At 31.9% G+C, this 23452-nt stretch carries 21 protein-coding genes and 3 pseudogenes; 6 read left to right on the forward strand and 18 right to left on the reverse strand.

What is annotated here, in order from left to right:
- Nucleotides 1-61: 61 nt before the first annotated feature.
- The 8 genes and pseudogenes from ACQKOG_RS12555 to ACQKOG_RS12590 form a co-directional block, all read right to left on the reverse strand.
- Nucleotides 62-1012 (reverse strand): hypothetical protein, encoded by a 951-nt coding sequence (locus ACQKOG_RS12555; RefSeq protein WP_427446714.1) that lies wholly within the window; start codon nt 1010-1012, stop codon nt 62-64.
- Between the two features lie 427 nt (nt 1013-1439).
- Nucleotides 1440-2215, reverse strand: a pseudogene (locus tag ACQKOG_RS12560) (transposase); the annotation flags it as partial.
- 163 nt (nt 2216-2378) lie between these two features.
- Nucleotides 2379-2561 (reverse strand): hypothetical protein, encoded by a 183-nt coding sequence (locus ACQKOG_RS12565; RefSeq protein WP_427446716.1) that lies wholly within the window; start codon nt 2559-2561, stop codon nt 2379-2381.
- Between the two features lie 176 nt (nt 2562-2737).
- The gene (locus tag ACQKOG_RS12570; protein WP_427446718.1) at nt 2738-3484 is read right to left on the reverse strand and encodes a hypothetical protein; all 747 of its coding nucleotides are present in this window, start codon (nt 3482-3484) and stop codon (nt 2738-2740) included.
- A gap of 576 nt (nt 3485-4060) precedes the next feature.
- A complete protein-coding gene (locus tag ACQKOG_RS12575) occupies nt 4061-5563 on the reverse strand; it encodes a competence protein CoiA (protein ID WP_427446720.1) in 1503 nt (500 codons plus the stop codon).
- Nucleotides 5564-5681: 118 nt separating this feature from the next.
- The gene (locus tag ACQKOG_RS12580; RefSeq protein ID WP_427446722.1) at nt 5682-6077 is read right to left on the reverse strand and encodes a hypothetical protein; all 396 of its coding nucleotides are present in this window, start codon (nt 6075-6077) and stop codon (nt 5682-5684) included.
- A gap of 113 nt (nt 6078-6190) precedes the next feature.
- Entirely contained in the window at nt 6191-6469 is a 279-nt protein-coding gene (locus ACQKOG_RS12585) for a hypothetical protein (RefSeq protein ID WP_427446724.1), read from the reverse strand.
- 967 nt (nt 6470-7436) lie between these two features.
- Complete coding sequence (locus ACQKOG_RS12590) at nt 7437-7610, reverse strand: hypothetical protein (protein WP_427446726.1); 174 nt, start codon at nt 7608-7610, stop codon at nt 7437-7439.
- Between the two features lie 612 nt (nt 7611-8222).
- Between ACQKOG_RS12590 and ACQKOG_RS12595 the strand changes: the two genes are divergently transcribed.
- On the forward strand, nt 8223-8459 hold the full coding sequence (locus ACQKOG_RS12595; RefSeq protein ID WP_427446728.1) for a hypothetical protein: 237 nt from the start codon (nt 8223-8225) through the stop codon (nt 8457-8459).
- Nucleotides 8460-8606: 147 nt separating this feature from the next.
- Nucleotides 8607-9074 (forward strand): annotated as a pseudogene (locus tag ACQKOG_RS12600) (stress protein); the annotation flags it as partial.
- Nucleotides 9075-9677: 603 nt separating this feature from the next.
- Here ACQKOG_RS12600 and ACQKOG_RS12605 read toward each other — a convergent pair.
- Nucleotides 9678-9935 (reverse strand): YjcQ family protein, encoded by a 258-nt coding sequence (locus ACQKOG_RS12605; protein ID WP_370079124.1) that lies wholly within the window; start codon nt 9933-9935, stop codon nt 9678-9680.
- Between the two features lie 270 nt (nt 9936-10205).
- Here ACQKOG_RS12605 and ACQKOG_RS12610 point away from each other — a divergent pair, with 270 nt between their 5' ends.
- On the forward strand, nt 10206-10505 hold the full coding sequence (locus ACQKOG_RS12610) for a hypothetical protein (RefSeq protein WP_415733300.1): 300 nt from the start codon (nt 10206-10208) through the stop codon (nt 10503-10505).
- A 62-nt stretch (nt 10506-10567) separates the two neighbouring features.
- Here the strand turns inward: ACQKOG_RS12610 and ACQKOG_RS12615 are convergent.
- From ACQKOG_RS12615 to ACQKOG_RS12625, 3 genes and pseudogenes are all read right to left on the reverse strand, one after another.
- Nucleotides 10568-10666: pseudogene (locus ACQKOG_RS12615) on the reverse strand (IS6 family transposase); the annotation flags it as partial.
- 7 nt (nt 10667-10673) lie between these two features.
- Nucleotides 10674-11975: an MFS transporter gene (locus tag ACQKOG_RS12620; protein WP_427446731.1), complete on the reverse strand. Its 1302-nt coding sequence runs from the start codon at nt 11973-11975 to the stop codon at nt 10674-10676.
- Nucleotides 11976-12437: 462 nt separating this feature from the next.
- Nucleotides 12438-12698 carry a hypothetical protein gene (locus tag ACQKOG_RS12625; protein WP_427446733.1) on the reverse strand — a complete coding sequence of 87 codons (261 nt, stop codon included), beginning with the start codon at nt 12696-12698 and terminating at the stop codon, nt 12438-12440.
- A gap of 551 nt (nt 12699-13249) precedes the next feature.
- On the opposite strand from ACQKOG_RS12625, the gene ACQKOG_RS12630 reads away from it, so the two are divergent.
- Together ACQKOG_RS12630 and ACQKOG_RS12635 are read left to right on the forward strand one after the other, a co-directional pair.
- Entirely contained in the window at nt 13250-13459 is a 210-nt protein-coding gene (locus ACQKOG_RS12630) for an excalibur calcium-binding domain-containing protein (protein ID WP_370079146.1), read from the forward strand.
- Between the two features lie 298 nt (nt 13460-13757).
- A complete protein-coding gene (locus ACQKOG_RS12635; protein WP_370079132.1) occupies nt 13758-14918 on the forward strand; it encodes an acyltransferase family protein in 1161 nt (386 codons plus the stop codon).
- Nucleotides 14919-15592: 674 nt separating this feature from the next.
- Here the strand turns inward: ACQKOG_RS12635 and ACQKOG_RS12640 are convergent.
- The 5 genes from ACQKOG_RS12640 to ACQKOG_RS12660 form a co-directional block, all read right to left on the reverse strand.
- The gene (locus ACQKOG_RS12640; RefSeq protein ID WP_370079134.1) at nt 15593-16270 is read right to left on the reverse strand and encodes a class I SAM-dependent methyltransferase; all 678 of its coding nucleotides are present in this window, start codon (nt 16268-16270) and stop codon (nt 15593-15595) included.
- Nucleotides 16271-17017: 747 nt separating this feature from the next.
- The gene (locus tag ACQKOG_RS12645; RefSeq protein ID WP_370078820.1) at nt 17018-17416 is read right to left on the reverse strand and encodes a hypothetical protein; all 399 of its coding nucleotides are present in this window, start codon (nt 17414-17416) and stop codon (nt 17018-17020) included.
- On the reverse strand, nt 17413-17625 hold the full coding sequence (locus tag ACQKOG_RS12650) for a helix-turn-helix transcriptional regulator (protein WP_370078818.1): 213 nt from the start codon (nt 17623-17625) through the stop codon (nt 17413-17415). The genes ACQKOG_RS12645 and ACQKOG_RS12650 overlap by 4 nt, the downstream gene beginning before the upstream one ends.
- Nucleotides 17626-18138: 513 nt before the next feature.
- Nucleotides 18139-18861, reverse strand: a complete 723-nt coding sequence (locus ACQKOG_RS12655; RefSeq protein ID WP_427446736.1) for a DUF2278 family protein — start codon at nt 18859-18861, stop codon at nt 18139-18141.
- 76 nt (nt 18862-18937) lie between these two features.
- Nucleotides 18938-20080, reverse strand: a complete 1143-nt coding sequence (locus ACQKOG_RS12660; RefSeq protein WP_427446738.1) for a retropepsin-like aspartic protease — start codon at nt 20078-20080, stop codon at nt 18938-18940.
- Between the two features lie 1065 nt (nt 20081-21145).
- Between ACQKOG_RS12660 and ACQKOG_RS12665 the strand changes: the two genes are divergently transcribed.
- Nucleotides 21146-22476 (forward strand): IS3 family transposase gene (locus ACQKOG_RS12665; RefSeq protein ID WP_427446740.1). Its coding sequence is split into 2 segments (ribosomal slippage): nt 21146-21530 and nt 21530-22476, totalling 1332 coding nucleotides; the frame shifts between segments, so codons are not numbered across the junction.
- Between the two features lie 105 nt (nt 22477-22581).
- Here ACQKOG_RS12665 and ACQKOG_RS12670 read toward each other — a convergent pair.
- The gene (locus ACQKOG_RS12670) at nt 22582-22848 is read right to left on the reverse strand and encodes a hypothetical protein (protein ID WP_427446742.1); all 267 of its coding nucleotides are present in this window, start codon (nt 22846-22848) and stop codon (nt 22582-22584) included.
- Nucleotides 22849-23452 lie beyond the last annotated feature (604 nt).

Here is a 23452-nt window from a genome sequence, read left to right on the forward strand (position 1 = left end):
GTTAGAAAGGAGATACCATAAATCATTTAATTGTAACCCCTATACAACCTTTAATAAATTATCAAAAATATGGTAAAGCCCACGAATCTGAAACCCCATCAGCTTGCATTGTAGTTTTTATAGAATATTTATTTATTGGTATAATTTTCTGTGAGTAATTTGCGTAAGCTTTACTCCTAAAATCAATTGATTCTTTTAAATCTATTTGAGGAATTTCTTTTTGATATTCATCTGGAAAATAGTTATTAGGAATTGTTGAACACATGTTACTCAATTTTAAAAGACTATCATTATCTGAACCATTCTCTCTATTCAATTTAATAATTTTCCCATAGTGAGATGAGATTAACTTATTAATATATTTTACAACAATAGAGTTGACAATGATAAAATCAATAAATCTTATTTTTATATCACGATTATATGAAATCGCAGTATATTTTTCTCCAAATAGGGGATGTATATTGATATCAGGTACAATAGTACCCTCTGAATTAACACCTTCTACATAGAACCCTTTAATTGTTCCCCTTATTGTCTTAGCTTCGATATGACAATACCTAGCCTGATCATGTTTAACTCTATTTATGATTGATGCCACTGGTTCTCTAAAAGGTGCTATTTCAGACTTAAAATTTAAAATTATTTTTTTTGTGGATGTATCAATATTCATTAACCATTTATCATTAAAAATTATATTTTTCTTCACTTTTTCTTTTGGAAAAAAGCATTTCATTATTGAATAAACATCGTCATAAAATGCCATTAGGGAATCCAACAACTCAATATGTTTTTCCGACAGTTTCTCTATATTAACTTTGGCATCATTTAGAGATTCTAAAAGTGTATCAAAGGCATTATAGACCCTTAAAGTAGAAACATTATAAATTCCCAGAGGTAACCTCTTATTATGTTCTTTATTAAATAGAATATCCTCCGGAATATTTTTTAATATATAATACAAATCCGGATTAAAGTTACCCTTTGAATCTTTTTCAATATTAATATTCACAAAACTACCCCTTCCTAAAAAAAGAATAATTGTTTATTTTTGGTGACTTTTTTTAAAACCATCCCCTCAATTACTCTATACAATCATTAATATATCAAGGTTTCCACAAAAAATGAACGCTTATATTCATCGTAAGCATTCAAGCAAGGTTTTTCGTTGTATAATGATTCGATTTCACCGTTATTCACTTGCTTTCGAAATTTTGGTAAATATCTTTAAAAAATTGAAACCTTTTCCGACAACAATTAACACAGTATCTACTAAAAATAATGAAACTAATGTTTACCAAGTTTACATCGAAACCGTCGGTCCTACGATGGAAGAAATCAATAGTTTCGGTGTTCAATGGGATGAAATGCGACGGCAATCTAAAATTATAAAAATAAATAAATGTCGCATCCGGGTCTGTTTTCGAATAACTATTTCATTCGTCAAAGATTTCGAAGTCTCTTTGATATTTTAGTTTGCGTTCAATATAGTCGATTAATTTTTTGCGAGCTTGCTTTGGGAATTTCCGTTCAATCTTAAAGCCTTTCGCTCTGCTACATCCGATGAGTCCTCAATTTTCCGATCATAATTAGAAATCAATTCATCTACTTTTCCGACCATTTGAGCGAGGTCTTCCAATGCTAATTCCTTTTCATTTTCCCGTTCAATTTCTGGCAAGATTTCTTTTTCAGGCAGCTCATCGAAGAGCTGGTTTGACTTTTCAATTAGTCCGTTATGATATTTCTCAATCGACTTTTTCCACACGAATGTAAATTTGTTCGCATTCGCTACAATCTTTGTTCCATCAATAAAAATAGCTTCCTGTTCAATTAATTCTTCCTGTACCAGCTGGCAGCGGAATTGAACGAAGCAGTGACGAATCAACTCTTTCACCTCTGGTTGGACACGGAATCGGTTGATTGTGCGGTAGGTTGGTTCATACCCTTGGGCTAGCCACATCCGAAGACTATCTTTTAAAAGTACTTCAATTTTGCGCCCTGAGAAGACAGATTGCGTGTAGGCACATAAGATATTTTTAAGCATCATGCGTGGATGGTAGGCAGGACAGCCCTCATTTCGAAGGAATGATTCAAACGCTTCGGGCGGGATACTTTCGACTAGATGGTGGACATGGAAGACAATATCATTTTTTTGTAACTTCACTTCTAAATCTAAAGGCAAAACTAATTGATTCATGTTATAATCTTTAAACATAAGGATTCTTCTTTCTGTATAATTTTGTTGTGGTGACTTAATTTTATCAGAAGTGGTCCTTATTTTTTTATGAAAAAAATTAAAGCTGGTGTTATTTTACTGATCGTAAAATTTCACTGGCTTTTTAGTTTAGAGATGGGTTTTGTCCCAGCCTCTTGAAAGATTAGTTGTAAAAATTAATTATTATAAGGAATTCGTCAGGACTCATACAAACTATTTGGTGAACCTCAATTTCTTTTACATTATTATTATTAAGTTTACAATTTATAAAAGCTTCTTCAACAAGAGTTTTAAGTGATTTACCATTACCTAAACTAACTTCTTCTAAATACTGTCCTTTTTTCATTATCATCACCTCCAATCCAATAATAAACCAGTAGGTGAAATATATGTAATAACTTTTTGCTCTCAAAAATAAGTACCGTTGCCTTAGCAGCTAAAGGAGAGGTAACTGCTCGATACTCACTTTTCATGGCAAAAGAAAAACATCCCGAGGGATGTAAATTTTTTACTATATTGATTTTAAGATTTTCTATACTCATTTTGATTAATACTGCTAATAATAGATTTATACTGTTCACTATAAAACTTCAATATGTCATCATATGCATCAAATTCTTCAATTAGGTTTTCTATTTCATCAGAATGATTTATACATTCTTTGATATCATTACATGCATTGATATTAGAAGAAATTTGAATATATTTTTCTACCAATTCAATACTTCTTTTGATAAATATTTTTAATGCTAAGTCATCATGAAATGTATTCTTATGTAAAAGTACTCTATTTAGTTGATCAGAAAAAACCTTTCTTTTATTGTTAAATTTATACAGATTTTCTCTAACACTATCTGATTTTGTATGTGTCTCTATAAATCTTTCTTTCGAAACAGCATATTCCACCAATATATTATGTAAGTCTACCCATTTTCTATTCAAATCCAAAATAGATTCAATAACTTCTTCGGTTTTCTTCATCTCTATTTCCAAATACATTAAATCTCTTTTTCTTTTATCCTCATTTATCATACTTTTTTTAGCAACCTCAGTTTCATGATTAATTATGAAATATGTAGTTGCAATTACTCCCAATGTCCCAATAGTTCCTCCTAAGTAACTCCCCCAGAATCCTAACCAACCGTCTACATTGCCTTTCGAATACGAAAACCAAGGTAAATACATAAAGATTGAAATCAATATAGGAATAGAAAAGATTGTTAAAAAAATCATTATAGGATACTTTTTAAAAAATTTAATTATTATCATAAGTCACCTCATCTTAATCATAAGGTGAATAATAATATTTTGGAACAATTTTCTACAAATTTTACTTTCAAAACCACACCAAACTCGGCCTTTTCACCTCGTAAGATTTTGGCTGTTTGATGTGGTTTTCAAAGCATAAACAAAGCCCCCCATTCTATGATGAAGGCTTTGTTACTGTGGTAAATCTTCTTTTGTCGAGTTAGCTCATTTCTCACACACGTTGAGCCGGACATGTTTTGTAAGGAAGAAAAGTGTTTTAGTTTTATAGTGCATTTCCGTGGACTTAATGCTTGTAGTAAGTTGACTGAATTATGAAAAATGGACAAAGTTCACATAAAAACGACTCCTTCCTTCAGCAATTTTTAGCCATTTATATTTTCTCTTAAAAAATATGGGGCGTAGGTCGTTCATCGGTCAGTCGGTCTGTCCTGGTAATTTATTTTTTTATAAATACCAAGTGCGGAAAACCTTACCGCGCCGTCCTACTTCCGATTTTATAATATTATTTTTATCTTACCTAATATTGAAAGTTTCGCGATTTCAGAAAGTTTGGTAACTTTGGACAATGAAATAGGTTTATTCTTTGTTATTTTTAATAAGCATCTTATATTCTTGGTTCGCATTTTCTGCCCTTTCATAATGTTCATCGTCTCTTAAACTATATACTGAGTGGAAAAATGCTACATAACTATTAATCTTAAAATTATTGAGTAATGGTATTGTTCTTATTAGGACAGGAAATGGTTCATAAAACTTATCAGTGCAACGGTGTTTTAAAATACCTACTTCCTCTAATAAATTCAAATAAAATTCTAGGCATTCCTTTACTTCTCTTTGGTACTGATTTTCAATGTTAAAAATATTAGTTTTAGTCATTTTAAAATAAAGATTGTTTATGGTTAGACTTTTATTTTGATAATGTGACAAAATTTGATCTATTATCCATAATTGCCATAAAGTAAATGGAGTATTAATTTTTTTGCTATTAGGTAATTTCACTTTACATATACCAGGAAAATTAACTGTTGTTATATTGTGTTTACGAATTAGAACTTCAAAAGACCGTTTTTCTATATCAGTCATACGATACATTTCATTTTGTAAAGAAAAAGTATTAAGATATTTTTTATACAGTAAACATTCATCACCAGATTTTACAACTGTTTGAATATTATTAATATATATGTTTCTATTTTTTTGTTGTTCTTCTAGTTCTTTTCTTTTTCTTTCTCTTTCCTTTTGTTTGGCTGCCCTTAAGTTTCGTTTTTCAGCATTGCTTATATCCCTTAATGCTAATAGTTCTTTTGCCCAATTACTCCTATTCAACTTTCTTAATTTTTGATTACGATGATATTTTTCACAGTTGATTTTATAAGGTGCAATAGAAAAATCCATATAACAAAAGTCAAGCATTTCACTGACTGATTTTTGTTCAATATCAAATTCAAACTCTGTTCTATCAGATGTTTTACCTTCAATTATCCTTTGCCCTACCCAACGTAATTCTTTAGTGTTGTAGTCCAATAATAAAATTTCTTGATGTTCTTTATGTAAAATTTCCAAAATAGCATTTCTAGGTATAATCATTGTTTTTGAATAACTAGTATAAAAATTTTCTCCAAATATCCATATGTCTTGAATTCCACAATCTTTATATTTTTTGTGCCTATCTAAAAAAGTAATCACAGGTATAACAGAGCATTGTAATTCAAACACTATTTTATCACCATTGGGTAACATCAAAAAAACGTCCGCAATTTGATTTGTTTCTGCAATTCTATACTCTAATTCTACTTGGTAATTTGGATATTTTTGTTTTAACCAATTATATACATGAAGTTTATTAGTTACATGCTCATAAGTTTCACCAGTACCGTGAGTACATGAACTTCCTGGTTTATGACGAAAATGAGCTCTTTGGCGACCCTTCACTCCAAGGGTTTCCTTTCCTGCGTGGTATACTGGATGATTACATACTGGGCATATCAACTTATTCTCAGAAGTAATTTTTTTAGCAAAAAGGTAGTTAATTTCATTTGCATAATATCTTTGTTTATCATGGTCTTGAGCTACTAACATAAAATACATAACCTCCTAACTGAAAAAACGTGTAATCCTTACTAGATTACACGTTACGAGAGAATATCAAAAGTACTTATGGTATATTTTTTCATTTTCATCAAAAATGATTATTAATTCAAATCATTTGCTTCAGAATATTTTCTTTAATGTTTTGAATTTGTGTATGAGTTAACCTCATTTTCTTTCCAATCCATCGCATAGAATGACCAACTAACATCCAGTTAAGCACTTGCATTTCTCTCTCTCCAGTAACTCGATCTAATAGCATTTGAACCTCCAATAGCTTCCTCTCATACTCTGCTACACGCTTAATGTTTTTAGAACGTCTAATAACCTCTTGCATAATTGGATCGCCTACACTACCTACTGCTTTGGATAATGCAGCTTCTGTTTTTGCCCCAACGACCATTTCAGCACACATTTCCTTAATGGCGTTAACCATCCAGTGGTAGTCTGTAATTATTGCATCTAATGCATTAAGTGTAAAATTTAATGTTCTTTCTTTTAACATGGGTTTGTCCTCCTAGGTTGCGGTATAATTACTTATCTGACTAGCCTAAATAGAAGGGTATAAACCAATTCGGAGCTGTAGCGTGTGATGATGCTGCGGCTTTTTTGAATTAACTATTTAAAACGTCGTAGTTGTGGAAATTTCGTTCCAATTCGGTACTCGTAATATTTTCTAACTGCATTTTGATAATTCCCCCTTTGTTCATTCATTTCATTTTGAATCCTTAACAAAAGGTCATAAGTTAATTGATCGTCTTTAACAACGTCATCTAAATCCACTTTCAAATCTCGTTCAACTTTGCTAGCTTTTGCAATCCTAGATTTAACTGCTTTGGTTTTGCTAGTAATTGAAGATTGTTGAGACAAAAATTTTTCAAATCCTGTAATATTCATACAAACACCTCCTTTTATAAAATTATCATAAAAGAGTGCAGCTGTATCATAGTATTCAATTATCATAGATTAGCTAACAACCAAATGCAATATTCGAAATATTCAGGTAATAAACTGTAGTTGTCCTGTTTTATCAGCAATATTCGAAGGTATTTAAATGAACTCTTTTGCACTTATCGCCTTTTTTTTGATTGTTTATCATTCGCCATTGCTGTCTCAGCTGATGCTAAGATTAAAAAGTTAGAAAAACGTATCGAAGAACTTGAAAGAAATAAGTAATTACTTGAATACATAATGGGATTATAGAGCGATTTAATCGCTCTATTTTTGTTTAGTTCACATATTTTCCAGTTGTAGCTTTGTAAAAAAGAAGGATTGTTCTTCTATGATAAAGCCTAGAGATGATTCCCCATTGGATATTTATGTTAAAATGGATTTGAAGATTGTGAAGAAATCTACAGCAGTTTAGCTAAACAAGATATATAAAAAGATAGAAAATTAAAGGAGCGTGGTTCAAATTATAACTTCATTATCCGCTGTTCTTATAATTTTTTTATAATGGCTTTCGTTCTTACTTTTAAACGTTCTTGGTCACTTACTTTTGTGATATGGGGCATGTACTTAGCGATATTTTTTACGCCTATATTCACAGTTGCTGGTTCATTCATTTATGCAGACATAAAAAAAGACGGATTTGAAGTAATAGGATTTCTGACTTTATTCGTGCCACTTGAAATAATTGCAATCCTTATATTTATTGTTGGCTGTATAGTAAGTAAAAAAAGAAATAAAATGAAAATCCATCTAATGTTCCATTATAAATTGAATTACTTAATTAAACGGTCGATTTAATTGAATAAGGCTCATTTAATTGATCAAACTTCATTTTAATCAATCTTTTTTTAAATGGTGTTTTTACATTTTTTACCATCACCGCTACACATTTTCTTTCTAATACGCTGTGTGATTAATCTTCTTGCACTATCGCCATTACTTTTTCGGTTCCAACCTTGTTTAGATTGAAATAAGCAGCATTAACTTTTTTGTTATCACAATGATTGGATAGAAACTCGATTAAAGCCTGCTCAAATGCCTTATCATCTGTTCTAATAACAAAGGTGTTTTCTAATTTAACTTGCATCTCTTTCAACCTCCTGTACAAAATCTTTCAAAGAGCGGATACAAATAATATATTTCACCTTTATTCAGGTGCTGTATGCAACGTACTTACATCAATTACACCTCCACATGAAAACTCAGGATCAAAAATTGTCATTTTCATCTTTAAAAATTCTGCATCATCCGCTTCATGCTTCGATCTTTTCTTACATTGATGCCCCATACCATTGTCAATTGATATTTTTTCTTTAGCTAATACCCTTTTGAGGTTGTTTTAGTCGTTAATTGCCTTTAAATAGTTTTCAATCATTTGTAGATAAATCTTACTCAATTTGAGATTTCCTAACACTGAGAAATCTCGCCGTAATGATTGTATTGCCAAATCCAATATAACAAATTTGTGTATAAGGCTTCGTTGTTCCGATTTAATCACCCTACTCACTCTCCAATCAAGAACACTCGATACACAAACGTGTATTTGCGTTTTAACAAGTAAAATAAAAGAATATTTTTTCTTTAAAGTTAGCAATGAATTATTCATTTTTTGCTTGTAACATGTGCATTAAATTTTAAATTAAGCGAAATAGGAATATAATGGATTTCAGAAAAGAATAAAATAATGGAGGAAAGATAAGTGGAATTAAATGGCTTAGATATACTATATACGATAGAGAGTGAAGTTGTAAAAGTTCGTAAGAAAAGTTTAAAGCCAAAAGTAATCTATATATCGAAAGAATGGTATGAAACATTAATAATGGAATACTCTGAATCGATCCGAAATTATAATATTAATATACCTATAGATTATCAAGGAATTCCGGTAAAAAGAAATTATAAATGCATTACAAAAAATATTGAAATCGATTATTAAAAATGATATTTGATTTCAAAATTAAAAAGAGTGTGTTGTACAATTTAGCAGTTACTAATTTAATAGGTATTAATTACAGTTTTCTATTTGTCTATGTACTTTTTCCTCCAAATTTCCTAGAATGGTAATATAAAGGGAGGATTTTTAATGAAGAAAAAACTAATTTTTAGTGCAGCATTAGTATTAAGCTTAGGATTAACTGGATGCGGAAACGATTCATCAAAGGACGATAAGCCAAAAGAGAATGGTGCTAAAACTGAAGAACATCAAAAAGTACTAGCTAAAACAACAGATGATGTAATTAAACATTTTAAAGATGATGGTTTAGAACTAGGAGAAGCTTCAGACTTACCAAAAGATGAATTTGGTAATATCCGAAAAGAAGGTAAAAGAATTTTTATCCCTTCTCTCGGTGATAATTCAGGTGGTCGAATATTTTTATTCGATAATGAAGAAAATCTAAAAAAAGCAAAGAGTTATTATGATGAATTAGGAAATTCAAGTCCTATGTTTTATTCTCACACTCATCAAAGTGGAAAATTTTTATTACAAATGAATGGTGATATGGAAGATAATGAATTTGCTAAGTATGCATCTTCCCTAGAAAAAGCTGTAACAGGTTCGACTGACATTAAAATAGAAGAAAGCAAATCCAATAAAGTAGATAATTTAACAGAAGCGAATGTTGGTGATGTAGTGAAAGATGATTTTGCAGGTACATATACAATCACGGATTTATATGAAGCACCAACTGAAAAATACAAAAGTGCTGATGTTGAATTTTCAATTGATGGTATGAAAACAGCTAAACTTGTTGCGCGTGATCCAAAAATGATTGAAACAGAAGCTGAAACAAATGTACTTATCCTATCTATAACGGGAGAAAATTTATCTGATGACACTTTAAGTTTTTATCCAAATTCAGCGAAAATGACCACTGATACAAAACGTCAAATCAATTCTATTGTTGAAATTTCTCATTTTGAGTCCGAATTTATTGGCAAAGTAATACAAAAAGGTGAAGTTATATTTGATTTAGGAAAAGAAGGTTTAGAAGGTGTTAAAGAATTAAAATTTGTTTTTGATAGTGCTTCAAAAGATAACAGATTTATTGGCGAAAAAGTAACAGTAGTTGTGCCAGTAAATAAAAAATAGTCACTCAATTCTATTTCACCCCAAAAGTTAGACTAAAAATCTATCTTTTGGGGTGACATACAGTTAGATGTGACTCATAATATTATTTTCTATGTAATTTAATCCTTTCGATTCAACCTTGGCGTTATACAAGGAAACCGATATTAATTTATTCTCTAGACATTCACGATAAATGCTCGCACCAGAAATGAACCCTTTTTCTTGGATCATTTCAACTATTTCTCCGAATGTTTGTTTTTCTATTTCAAAATCATAAAATTTAGGCTCTTCCTGATTAATTAATCCTTCTAGAATATCTAATATTAATTTTTCCTTATCCAAACAATGCTACCTCCAATCTATTTAATAATATAGATTAAAAGGTAACATTTGTCACATAATGACTCCATAATAAAAAGCCTTACCGTGCAATCCCCTTAACTTTTCCCTGTTTTGAAATACTTCTTGTTCTTCATACTTATATAAGAACTCTGAATTTTGTTTTTTATGAAAGAGGAAAAGGTAATATATATAAATTATGTTTATTCCTCTAAAAAGTAGGGAAAAGAAAAAATATAGAGTCAGATTCTATATTTTTGGGAGGGATTTATAATGGCAAAACGAAGAACAGGTGTTGTAATTGCAGGGTTAGCTTTAACAGCATTTTATTTAAGTAAAGAAGAAAACCGTGATAAAGCCTTAAGTATGCTCAATAGCGCAAAAGCTAAATTAGGATCCTATTTAAATACTACGGAGATAGACAAAAACATATCAGAGCGGATAACTGCTCAAGCAGCGACACGAGCAGGAACATCTCCAACAAAGATAGCTTCAAACGAAATGGTTGCTGAAGGTGGAGGACATACAGGTATCCATTTTTTCAATGAAGAAATTCAGGGTAAAGAACAATAATAACAAAAAGCTTTCTCCGTTCGCGTAGGTATACTTTGCTCATTTTTCAACTGCTCAATTCATACCGGATAATCCTTATTCTTATCAACTGTTATGCCACTAGGCTTAGAAACATAAATCGACCGCAAAGCATTCTTAAAGAAACGCTTTGCGGCTTTTTTTATCTCTTTAAGGTTTCTGCACTAGAACCTCTTTTGCTAGATCCCCTTCTTTCCCGATCTCCCCCTCTTTTTCTAATACATCTCCTTTTGTATCGTTTTCAAAAGTATCATACATTTTCTCTTTAATGAATAGTGCAGGAATTAACCCCATGATTGCATAAGAAATACCTAACACAGCTAGTCCAAATCCAATTGATTGTGAAGTAGCGATAATTCCAATAAGGATAGGAGCTATCGCTGCACCTATTCTTCCCGTATTATAAGCTGCACCTACAGCGGTTCCTCTAATATGAGTCGGGAAGCTTTCACTTAAATAAGTAGCATTTACACCATACGGCGCTCCGTATACGAAACCTAGAATAGTCATTAAAATAATGATGTTTCCTGGTGATTGATAAAAATATATGACTGGTAGCATGACTGCTGTAGATAATCCTGCAATGACGAAAACCCCACGACGACCAATTACATTGGCAACCCAACCAGCAAGTGCTTTACCAAGAATCGATGCTGTATATGTTCCAATTAAGTATCCTGTCATTTCTTTGAAATTAAAGCCTAATTCTTTCACTATATACGTCGGTAACCAAGTACCTATCCCGTAATAACCGAATTGCAATAGAGAAGAAGTTAATATCCATAATAGAAAGATTGTAAAAACTTTCTTATCTCTAAACAACGCAAGCCATTCATTTGATTTCTTAACTTTCGATGTCTTAGCTTGTTTTTTAGCCAATTTCCAGCCAGTAGGTTCGGGTACTTTTACTCGAATATAGATCGCCACAACAACCGGGAAGATTGAAATTAAGAATAATGGTCTCCAACCATATTCAGGTAGAATCGCGCCCGCTAATAAAACCGCGACTAAATATCCTAATGAATAGGAAGAACCTAATACGCCCATAATCGTTGCTCTATTTTTAACTTTTACATATTCAGCCATTAACATTGTGGCCAATGAATATTCAGCCCCCATACCAATTGCTGATATGAAACGAACAATAATAAATTGTTCATATGTCTGTACAAAAGCTAAGAGAGCGGTTCCAACTGAGAATAAGATCATCATATAGGTCATCATTTTAACACGGCCAAAGCGGTCGGATAACCAACCTCCTAGGATTCCACCAAGTGCCATCCCTAATAGAGAGAATGTACTGATCCAACCAGCAGCCTTGGTATCTAAGACGAATTCGTCAATTAGGCTCGGCATAGCCAATGACAGCATTTGAATATCCATACCATCAACTGTTAAACCTATAAAACTAGCTACAAATACAATTTTCCATAGATTTGAGTTCTTTTCCATAACATATCTCCTCCGCATTCCTAGATTGTTTTGAAATAATAATCTATAAGCAAAATGAAGATACTGCATAGAATGTTTTGGCAAAGAAGATATAATAGTATTGTTTTCTAGTTTAGATTTCAAGTAGAGGTAATATACATAGAGGTGGAAGATTCTTATGAAGATTAAACATCTCCTACTTGTTTAACCGCGAATGATAATTTTTAATTTATTTGGAAATGAACGACACCAAAACAATTTATACGGTATTTATTACCTCCCTTTAAATAATTATACATTTTATCGAATTATTTTCAAATAATTCCGAAAGTTTAACGAACAGATATAATCACTTTAATCCAATAGAGAGATGGCTAATGGAAAATGTACACTTATATCACGAAAGTTTACGCCATTTAGCTTAAGAACTGTTACATAATAAAAGCCCTCCACATTCATCTGCGGAAGGCATAATGTTTATTTCTACTCAGTTATATTCCCTCGTAAAACGTCCCAATACACACCGTAAAAAACTAAACTTTCAAAATTGAATTGCTCTACGATATTCCAAATCTGTTCACCTAATCCATCAATGCATTCCATAGTAAATCTAACGTAGCAATTATCGTTAATTTGTTCTACTTCAACATTATCTACACCTTTAATAAAAGATAAGTAATGTGCAAATTCATAGGCTTCTTTTAGATTGGTTGTAAAAACTGAGTCATTCCTTATTACACTCAATTAAAATACACCGCCTTTCATCTACCTTCTTCGATAACGGTAGAATGCATAAAAATAAATATTTTTGGAGAACTAATTTCAGTTTATAGTTTTCATCAATTTGAAAACCTTACTTTGAATAGTATTTTATTTGGCGATTCCTTTGTTCTAATGATTAAAAAATCATATGATAATGAATTGACAAACGACATGAATAAAATTTGCAAAAGATATGAGAAATTATAAAGAATGATAATATGATTAAATCATTTACATTAATTGAGTTTAAAAATTGCTTTAAAAGAAACATAATTATGTATTTCACACAAACAATTTTGTAAATATAAAGCAATAATGGATTGTTTTCTCATGAACATAATAGTAATATTTACTCGAGGTCATTAAACCTAATGTTTTATTACATCAATTAACAATAATAAAGGAGAATCTACTTTAATTACTATTGTTATTATGTAGTTCATGGTAAAACAATAAAAATAATTCTAGGAGGAACATTTATGAAAAAATTAGCTACTTCAATTATCGCAGGTGCATTTTTAATCGGTGCAACAATGAGCATCCCGACACCAATAGAGGCAGCAGCGAAAACATACAAAAATTGCACAGAGTTAAATAAGGACTACAAAGGTGGCGTTGCTAAGGATGCCAATGTGAAAAACAAAGGCGGAAAAACAAAATACGCACCTTTTGTATCAGCTGAACTATATAAAGCAAATGCTTCGAAAGATCGTGACAAAGATGGTATTGCTTGCGAGAGATAAAGTTTGAATTCTGTTAGGGTGAATAATATGAGTTTATTTTAAGGAATAACTACCTCGGCTGAAGCTGATGTGGACCTTCATTACATCGATGCATTCTAAATTCACTGCCCTACTCGATGATTAATCCTCAAAACGTTAATCAATTTCTTATTGTATCAACGTTTACAAAGGTTTTTTGGTTCAAGTTGGTTCAAATCGGCTTGAACCTCATAAAGAACTTAACAGATTTTTTCCTAAGGTGGTAATAAATACATTGATATTATCTCAGTGTAACTTCTAGTGGGAAAGGAGTTTATAGGTGAAAAAAGAGAGTGATCGTTTATATTTCATCGATAATTTAAAAATAGCTTTAATTATGCTTGTAGTAGCTCACCATGCTGGACAAGCTTATGGACCAGGTGGTTGGTGGTATTTTTTGGATGATGAATCTATCAATTGGTTGGGCAGATTTTTCTCTGTAAATGCAGCATTTTTTATGAGTTTGTTTTTCTTTTTATCAGCCTATTTTCTCCCCCAATCAATCTCAAGAAAAGGGCCGAAACGGTTTTTAAAAGAACGGCTTATTAGAATTGGTATTCCATTACTACTGGGATTTCTCGTGATGATTCCTATTCTGATGTATTTATATTACATTAATTTCAGAGATTATGAACCCATCCCATTTTTTTCTTACTATGTTAATATATTTTTTGGACTTGGTAATGAACCCGCGAATTGGACTGGGCCATCATGGCCTGATATGCAATTTGGCCATTTATGGTTTTTAGAGCATTTACTTGTGTATGCGATTGTGTTTTCGGTCTGGACCTTCTTTACATCTAAGAAATTCACACAAAAGTCTGATAGAAACATTAAGGTTTATCAGATTCTCTCCCTGTGGTTGGTCGTTAGTTTAGTGACTTTTATTACAAGGATATGGTTTCCTATTGATCATTGGACAGCTTTTTTAGGATTTATTCAAACTGAATTTGCACATGTACCACAGTATGTGACTTTCTTTTGTTTAGGCATTATGGCTTATCATCGCAAATGGTTTTTAACTATGAGTGCGAGAGCAGGATACATCTGGCTTGTTATTGGAATATTAATAGTGACCATTTTGTATTTTGGAGGAAATACGATAGATCCTTTTCTTTTAAAGGGTGGACAAAACTTCGGTTCGTTGGCTCGATCATTAATTGAGACGTTACTGTGTATTTCACTTGTAATCGGTCTTCTAATTATATTTAGAGAGAAAGTTAACGGCGCTAATCGTTGGTCAAAGATGTTAGCAAACAATGTATTTGTTGTTTATTTCATCCATGTCCCAGTAGTTGTCTTCCTTCAATATACATTGAATGACCTACCAATATCAGTCTGGACTAAATTTCTTATAACGGTATTTTTAGGAATCATTCTAAGCTTTTTGCTAAGTCATTTTGTATGGAGAAAGATTCCATACCTCAAAAAAATGATGTAAAAGGAAATAATTTTTAGATAAGTGAAAAAGCCAGCATTAATGCTGGCTTTTGTCTTAATAGGATAATGATGTGTCATAAAAATAATGGTTCTTGTTCAACGGGTGCTTTACTTTAATAAGCTCCATTATTAAAAGTCTTTAAATGTACACATAGCGGTGGAATATATTGGCAAAATGTATTCCACTAACATCTATCTTATTGGTTTAAGTAATGTCAATTTCAATCCTTTGCCATACATTTTTATCCATATAACAATTCCCAAAACGTTGATATAAATGGATTATGATGTATTCAATACACTTAGAATATATCTGTATATTTCTCAAAACATTAATAGGATTCTTTAAAAAGCACAGAGAGTTCTGTGCTTTTAATGTTATAAGATATTTTCTTTATTCCTCAACCTGGTTGTTAGCTGAATAAATTTATATTATTTCCGTTGAAAAATAAGATTAAGTCTCCAATTGCCCCAATACAAAAAAATATAAAATAATAACTTGCAATTGTCACCTTTTTGTTAAATAGTTCCTTGAATGCTTGAATAAACAACTCGTCAAACTTAAACCAGCTTAATATCCAACTAGTTAAAAGAAAACTTATAATCATCATTTGCTCGTTCTGCCCCTGTTATATGAACCTTTTAGAAAATACATCTTTTTCTTTTATAGATTTCTTAAATCTTTTGCACAACAACAGCTTTTGAAAACGGAAATGTATAAAAAAATCGCTTTACTTCAACGCGATTGGAAACTGAATTCAATATTTGAATGTATTCAGAAGTTTTACTGAAATCAGAAATGACTATTCGACCATTTGGTCTTAAAACTCGCCACATTTCAAGAATCGCCTTCCTTCTTCCTTCTACACTTTTAATGTTATGAACTACGAAGTTTGAGACAACAATATCGAAACTTTCGTCCGAAAATGGAAGTTCCCGAGCGTCAGCATCCATGATGTCGATTTCTTTCACACTTTCAGCAACCATATTAGCTTGTAGTTTAGCTTTTCCATTCCCTCCCAAATCCCATTTTGACCAAATATCAGTGGCTGTCACCTTACAACCCCTTTGAGATGCGGAAATAGCTAAAAGTCCGCGACCTGTTCCCACATCAAGAAGTTCATCACCTGATTTAGCTTGTGCAAGGCTCAAAATCACCTCTCTGTGTGCAATTTTGATTGTTGTTGAGTATGTAAACATCCATAGGCCCGTCACAAGACAAATCAAACCATAGCCCAATACAAATCCATTGACTAAACCAATTACACCCGATAACGTAAATACCAGCCCGATAATAATTAAAAAGGCAACCCAAAATGGAGCGTCAACCCCATATCGCATAGTAATTTTCATTTATCTTGACCTCCTTCCCTACCTTGCATACGAAAAGCACTACATAGTGTTTTCAATAAAATGACCCGTTTGTTGCATACTGATTTTTTTATATTTCCATATTAACATACAAAAAATCCTCATATTGGTAATGATTCAAAATAAAAACCATTTTTAGAGGTAATGTAACCGATCTGAACTAAAAATAAATGAATGATTAATATTGTATTCAACTAACATCAATCACTTTGGTTCAAGTAATAACATTTTCAATACTTTATCATACGTTTCTATCTATTTGTAATTTCATGAAACATTGATATAAATGGATTATGAGGCATTCGATATACTTAGAATTTATCTGTATACTTCTCAAACTAGTTTGGGAACAAAAATAGGATAAATGTTGCTGTTTGGTTGCTCTTTTGCAAAATCAGCTTCATTTATCCTCTACAAACGTGATATCAAGACTCCCCCCAAAACTGACCCTTATAGGCCCAATATTTATTGAGTATAAATAGGCTGTCTGCTTTTTATTTCATAATGTACGCCTATAAATATTGATCTGCATCCATACCTGTAAATATACTTTATTAATACGCCATCTAGCAACATCTGACCTATTTTGATAAAAAGCAAATAAAATATAAAAACGAATATATAAAAAGGGAGAAAATAGAATACTCATAATGGATTGGCCTTGATTTTGATTATTTAAATAAAGCCCTCTCAATTAATACACGAATTAATTTATATATAGCCACATTTTTAACGGTATTTTTTCGAAACTACGAATTCAGTGATTGGCATAGTTATCAAAGCTAATCCAATTACAATAACAAGAGGAATATTCTTTATATCATTCATTGCAATTACCTTTTCCGAGACAACTAAGACGATTATCATTAATATAAGTAATAGATAATAACTAATTTTTGAACTTAAAAGAGTTATATGTTTCTCTAATTCATCTTTTTCTCTTTCGTACTTTCCATCCATTTCACCCCAGGTAAGGGATTGGAATAAAAAACCAACACCTAGGAAGACAAAGAATAATGTAGTAGCATTAATTATTTCTTTTGTAAACCATTCATATATCCCATAGCATCCAGTTGCAGTAATAAGAATTAAAGAACAGATTAAACTGATTTTTTTTACAGTTATCACTTTTTCTCATTCCTTTCATATTTAAATATAAATAATTTTTCAATAGAAATACCTAAAACATAAGACAAATTAAATGCCAATTCTAAACTTGGATCATACTTATTATTTTCAATGGCATTGATTGTTTGTCTTGTTACTTTACATAAATCCCCCAATTTACCTTGTGAATAACCATTCTTTTCTCGGTATTCCCTGATTCTATTTTCCATTACTATGCCACCTTTAGATTTAATAAGGTGTAAAACATTCTTTACACCTTGATAATAAAATAAGATAAATTAGGTGTCAAGCATATTTTACATCCAATCCCCTTTTCTACCATTTCAAAAAATTTAACTTTTACTTTATCATTTGACTCCACTAAATATATACCTATAAAAGTATAAAAGAGGTATTAAATGAAAACATGAATAAAGACCCTTTTGAGTGTAGTAATAATATTTGGCTCCAGTTTAACGTTGTATCAATTGATGAAACCTGGTATTTTAAGCACTATATTAAAAGGCTTAGTTAATTTAATTGTAATACTTGTGAATAATTTCACTAGCAATAAAAATACAGAACACAAAATAAACCAAGATAGCCATTAAGCAATCTTGGTCTAAGTTCTTTATTTAGCTACATACTGACCTTCTAAGCATTGTTGCCATTTGTTTATGGTAAGTGCACCAGTAGGATTTGTGCTTTTCCCACCTTCTTTAATAGCCCCTTCTCATGCACTTTTATGTTCTGTAGATTTCTAGTGTCGATTTTCTATTCTTATGGTTACATACACTAACTGGCTTAGTTGCATGTCCATAGTCATCTGTACACCAAGACTGCGATTGGAAAGCTAGGAATATACCAACCCATCTATTCTCTCCCTCAAAATGAATAAGTACACCACCATCTTGCCAGATCCCGTCGTCTGTTCTAAAATCCCTACTATTTCCTTGATTCATATGAATATCATGAATGCCTCTGCCTGGAGAAAACCCGAAATATTTATCTCTTTCATTTTCAGTTTTAAATTTTTCTCCGTAAGCATACACTATAGCTTTTTTAGTCATTGCCTCTTGCATATATTTATTAACTTTCTCATTTAAGTCATTGTCTGGTCCGTTTTTTGTTGCAGGGAGAGGAATCATTTTTGAGGGATCAAATAAGCCACCACGAATATAATCTAATGCAATTTCGCGATTTTCATTAGTAACTTCTGTAAATCCTTCTTCGTAATTTGGAATAATTGTTATTTGATTAGAGTTGAAATCTTCACTAACAAAATATAGGACTTCTGAAGGCTTTACCTTAGAGGCAACATTGATCGCAATCCTATAATCTTCCTCACTTTTATTATTCTTTCTTGCTCGAATATGCACTTCGTAATGAGGCGTCTTATCAAATGAATCCACAGGTCTCACGTCAACAACCTTACCTTTTAGCACTCCGTATTTGAATAAGGGCATGAACTATTACCTCCTATAAAGTTATAATAATAAAACCTTATACCAAGATATAATTGCTTGACTCTTGGAAGCATCATTAGATAAACACAAGTTCAAACTTTCTATTCATATAATCAATCACCATACGCCCATCCTTAGCAATATCACTACCAAAAACACCATCTAGCTTGAAAAAAATAGCAAGCTCTGTCAACATCTCTCTCACGTTGTGTAAGCTGATCGACTGATTCTCATTCAGATTAACAATTAAACTTTCTATGCTGTCTAATTCTCTTTCTTTTACATCACCGAAGCCTCCTGAATGTACCTTTCTCCTTGCTATTTTAAGATTCTCGATTTTCGATAGGAGCGGTTGTCCAAAATGGCTCTTATTCGCACCTGTGTCTAAACCGAAATACAACGGAACTTGATTCTGACCTTTCACTTTCAAAATCGGATACCCACAGAAGAAAAGGTTGTTCTCTACACCATCTTTTCGTTGCGGTTTCTGAATTATTACCTGTTTTCGGCCATAGTCGATTTCCAGAAAAATATGTTGTATGATATCCCATCCAATGATACCGTCTACCTGCATTATTTCTTCTGTTTTAGGGTTTTGAATCATTAATAAATCATTCGCTAACACCAATGTAGGCTGATTATGAATTGTTAGCTCCTGTATGCCAATTGTATCGATGATGGCCAAATCGGCACTAAAATTTTGGCTTGTTGAATTTCCAACCTCCAATTCTTCATCTTTCACAATGTTAATATTACAGTCACTCACTAAAGCATTTGAGATGACTGTCATCCCTGCTCCGGTATCTAACCAAAAGCTTTTTTTATTTCCATTAATCATTACATCAACCGTTGGAGAGCCAGAAATACTTAGTTTCATTGGAATACGTATTTCATCGTTTAAGAAGGAGAACGTTGTTTTTTCAGACTTGCTGCAAGCTTTCGCAATTAAACGATTGCTTTGATCAATGCTTTGATCATCAAGAAGGCCGAGCATCTCTAATTGTTTCCATTCGGATTTAGTAAAATAAAGCTCAAATAAAATCTTGGCACAACTACTTTGCAATGAATAATCATGAGACTCACAATACAGATTCTTTAAAATTTCTGCAGCCAAACATTCTTTTCCTTCTGTAATTAATGTTAAAGCAGAGGCAAATTCTTTTTGTTCATCATTCATTTCTAAAGTTGCAAAATCAAACTTCTCCATTTTGTCTATCACTTTCAAATTATCCCCTTCCACAAAGAATTTATTTTTCTTTATTACTTCTTTACACTTCCAACAAATTCCTTCTAACTAAACTGAATTTCATCATTAGTTGAAGTATCCAACCTTTTTGACAAACTAAAAAGAAGCAGCCTTTCGACTACTTCCCCATCTGATTCAAATTTGTTTCTGTCTCTAAATATGTTGTACTGGAAAGCTTCATATGCTTACTAATTGCTCATACCACGCTACAACTTTTTATTTTTAATACTATTTCTCAGGCTATGAACTATACAAACAAAGCTATTACGACATATTAATAGTAATGTAAAGCTAATTTAGCCTTACACCTCCGAAGCTTGTTACTAAGGGTCACTCCTATCCCAAGTGACCCTTTTTATAGTTTTTTCCCATAATGAACTTAAAAGTATATCCCCTACGCTCTTTTCCATTGTCATAATATTATTATGAATTATGGCCGTGTAATTGTTATCAAGGAGTTCTCTGGAGTAAGATAGGAACCATTAGCGACAGAAAACTCTAACTGATGCCTATCAATTTCAGAGTATTGAACCACCTTCTCCTTATTCATAAAAACTATTAAATAAATATCATCACTCGTATCTATTCTGCTATCACTATTGAATTCCAAACCTATCATCTTGTTAAGACTATCCCTCGGGGTATATGGCGAAAAGAGATATGCTTTTTCCCAATCAAATTTTATTATTTCATTCAAATCTATAGCTGTAGTATTTTTTGTATTGGCTGTTTTCGTATAGATTGTTGATATTAAAACAAAAAGACCAAGTTTACCTACACATTTTGTAGATTAATCCGGTCTTTATGTTTTGAGCTTTCGTAAATTTTTCTTAAACTGGACAGTTTAGTTAACGGGATCATTGTCCCACGCACCCGTACGTTCTACTCTGGCTACTGATATAATCCATTCTATTAAAAAAAGGTCAACCAGTAAATAATATGTACCCTATAAGATAGACACTTTAAAAAGGTCATCTTATAGGGTCTTTTTGTTTTTAAGTTTATAATAAGAAAAAACAACTATCGGAGCGTACAAACATGGCCAAAAAATTATTTACCAAACAACAACAGGCGCAATTAAAATTAAACCCTTATGTAAAAACTGTGAGCGATAAATCAATTACGTATACAGATGAATTTAAACAATTCTTTATAGATGAATTTGAGAAGGGAAAATACCCTCGTGAAATTTTTTTTGAAGCAGGTTTTGATATTGATATTATTGGCATGACGCGCGTAAACAAAGCAGCCTATCGTTGGCGGTCTGCTTATAAAGAACATGGGATTTCGGGATTAGAGGATGCAAGAAAACATCATTCAGGTCGTCCATTAGAACGAGAATTAAGTTTAGAAGAAAAATATGAACGCTTAGAAGCGAAGATGAAATTATTAGAAGCTGAAAACGAACTTTTAAAAAAGCTAGATCAACTCGAAAGGCAGATGATGAGAAAGAAATCCAAATAACTACAACCCAAAAGTTTGAACTCATCCACCAAGTCATAGAGAAGTATCAACTAAAGCGTCTTGTCCGTTATCTTTGTGAAATCACAGGTGTTTCACGTTCTGGTTTTTATCGCTATTTTAGTGAGGAAGCCATCCAAAGTCGCCGAAAGCAGAATGAAGCAGATGAAGTTGTGAAAGAAATCATTTTAAAGGCGTATCACTTCCGAGGTTATAAGAAAGGTGCACGTCAAATTAAAATGACCTTAGAAAATCAATATAAGATTACGTACAACTTAAAGCGAATTCGCCGCATTATGAAGAAATTTAATATTATCTGCCCTATTCGAAAGGCGAATCCAGCACGTCGTATGGCAAAAGCAACGAAGGAACATCGCACATGTCCTAACAATTTACACCGCAACTTCAAGCAAGGTGTGGCAGGAAAAGTATTACTAACCGATATCACATATTTAACATATGGAGGCGGTAAACGTGCTTATTTATCAACGATAAAAGACGCCGAGACAAATGAAATTTTAGCTTATGAAGTATCTTCTACATTGAGGATAGAAATTGCGCTCAACACGTTACATAAATTGAAGAAGCACCATCATTTAAGGGAAGATGCCTTTATCCATTCGGATCAAGGTTTCCACTATACGAATCCAAAATTCCAAGCCCTAGTGAAGAAAATTGGCTTAGGACAGTCCATGTCACGTCGAGGAAACTGTTGGGATAATGCGCCACAAGAATCATTCTTTGGGCATTTTAAAGATGAAACAAATATTAGAGCATGTGAAACTTTAGAAGAAGTAAAGAAAGAAATTAAGAGTTATATGATTTATTACAATTATTATCGAGGGCAATGGAATTTAAAAAAGCTGCCGCCTGCAAAATACAGACAGCAGCTTCAAAAAGTTGCCTAACCTTTTTTAAAATGTCCTTTACAAAGGGTACATATTAAAAAACTGGTTAACCTTATAATACGAAACCACCTGTTACTAGAATAAGAAAAACAATATTTATTACTTCTATTCGTTAATATTAAGTATCTTGTAATAAGCAAAAATGATGGTGGAGATACCAATCCCAAAAAGGATACTTCCAGCAGCTAAGAAATTATTTGTATAACCTTCAATTACAATTAGGTATTGCGAAGTGTCCATCCCACCTTGTGTAACTATCCGATATTCAGCAAGTGATAATGCAATATCAACACTGAAAAATAGCAATATAAAACCAATTGCAGTTATTACAGAACCTAAAGAAACTAAACCTTTTAATTTTTTTTTTGTCATTACTCTTCCTCCAATCTATTCTTTCACTAAACTGCACCGTTAGTTGGATAGCAACAATCTTTACGAAAACAGCCTTTGTATTAAAAGGCTCTTGTAACTACGTATTTAACAAATCTTTATTAGTACTGGATCCACCTAAAACAACTATAAAAAGGATAATAAACATTTTTTTTCAATGACAACACTCTCTTAAAAAATTTGTTGATTTTTCCTGTTTTTTGTTTTATATTTACAATATCCATGTGCTGTTTAACAGGTAACTGTTAGGCAGCTTTTTAATTATCAGCATGCAATAATTACTGATACACCAATGACTATAATGAGTAACTCATATATTACACAAAATTCTAAATGGTTTTGATCTCAGCCATCCTCTGGCGTATAAAGATAATTCACTAACCGTTTCAGCTTCTGAACCAACACTTATCCACTAATACCAAGCGTTCATGCAACGATAACTTTTTTGAACATTTGGCCCCTCTAATTGTTGCAGTCCATTAATGATCCTATCCACTCTAAACAATTTTCTGACTTATTTGTAGTGCTTCTAAAATTTGAATAATATCATATGCTCTTTTATGTCTGCATTATAATTTTCCAAAAA

This window comes from Lysinibacillus sp. NPDC093216, from assembly GCF_050280325.1.
Classification (GTDB): Bacteria; Bacillota; Bacilli; order Bacillales_A; family Planococcaceae; genus Lysinibacillus.

What these genes read in the sequence shown, in the direction of transcription:
- ACQKOG_RS12565 (WP_427446716.1), bottom strand. Translation starts at nt 2,561, where the DNA reads ATGAAAAAAGGACAGTATTTAGAAGAAGTTAGTTTAGGTAATGGTAAA.
- ACQKOG_RS12570 (WP_427446718.1), bottom strand. Translation starts at nt 3,484, where the DNA reads ATGATAATAATTAAATTTTTTAAAAAGTATCCTATAATGATTTTTTTA.
- ACQKOG_RS12575 (WP_427446720.1), bottom strand. Translation starts at nt 5,563, where the DNA reads ATGTTAGTAGCTCAAGACCATGATAAACAAAGATATTATGCAAATGAA.
- ACQKOG_RS12580 (WP_427446722.1), bottom strand. Translation starts at nt 6,077, where the DNA reads ATGTTAAAAGAAAGAACATTAAATTTTACACTTAATGCATTAGATGCA.
- ACQKOG_RS12585 (WP_427446724.1), bottom strand. Translation starts at nt 6,469, where the DNA reads ATGAATATTACAGGATTTGAAAAATTTTTGTCTCAACAATCTTCAATT.
- ACQKOG_RS12590 (WP_427446726.1), bottom strand. Translation starts at nt 7,610, where the DNA reads ATGCAAGTTAAATTAGAAAACACCTTTGTTATTAGAACAGATGATAAG.
- ACQKOG_RS12610 (WP_415733300.1), top strand. Translation starts at nt 10,206, where the DNA reads ATGGCAAAACGAAGAACAGGTGTTGTAATTGCAGGGTTAGCTTTAACA.
- ACQKOG_RS12620 (WP_427446731.1), bottom strand. Translation starts at nt 11,975, where the DNA reads ATGGAAAAGAACTCAAATCTATGGAAAATTGTATTTGTAGCTAGTTTT.
- ACQKOG_RS12630 (WP_370079146.1), top strand. Translation starts at nt 13,250, where the DNA reads ATGAGCATCCCGACACCAATAGAGGCAGCAGCGAAAACATACAAAAAT.
- ACQKOG_RS12640 (WP_370079134.1), bottom strand. Translation starts at nt 16,270, where the DNA reads ATGAAAATTACTATGCGATATGGGGTTGACGCTCCATTTTGGGTTGCC.
- ACQKOG_RS12650 (WP_370078818.1), bottom strand. Translation starts at nt 17,625, where the DNA reads ATGGAAAATAGAATCAGGGAATACCGAGAAAAGAATGGTTATTCACAA.
- ACQKOG_RS12655 (WP_427446736.1), bottom strand. Translation starts at nt 18,861, where the DNA reads ATGCCCTTATTCAAATACGGAGTGCTAAAAGGTAAGGTTGTTGACGTG.
- ACQKOG_RS12670 (WP_427446742.1), bottom strand. Translation starts at nt 22,848, where the DNA reads ATGACAAAAAAAAAATTAAAAGGTTTAGTTTCTTTAGGTTCTGTAATA.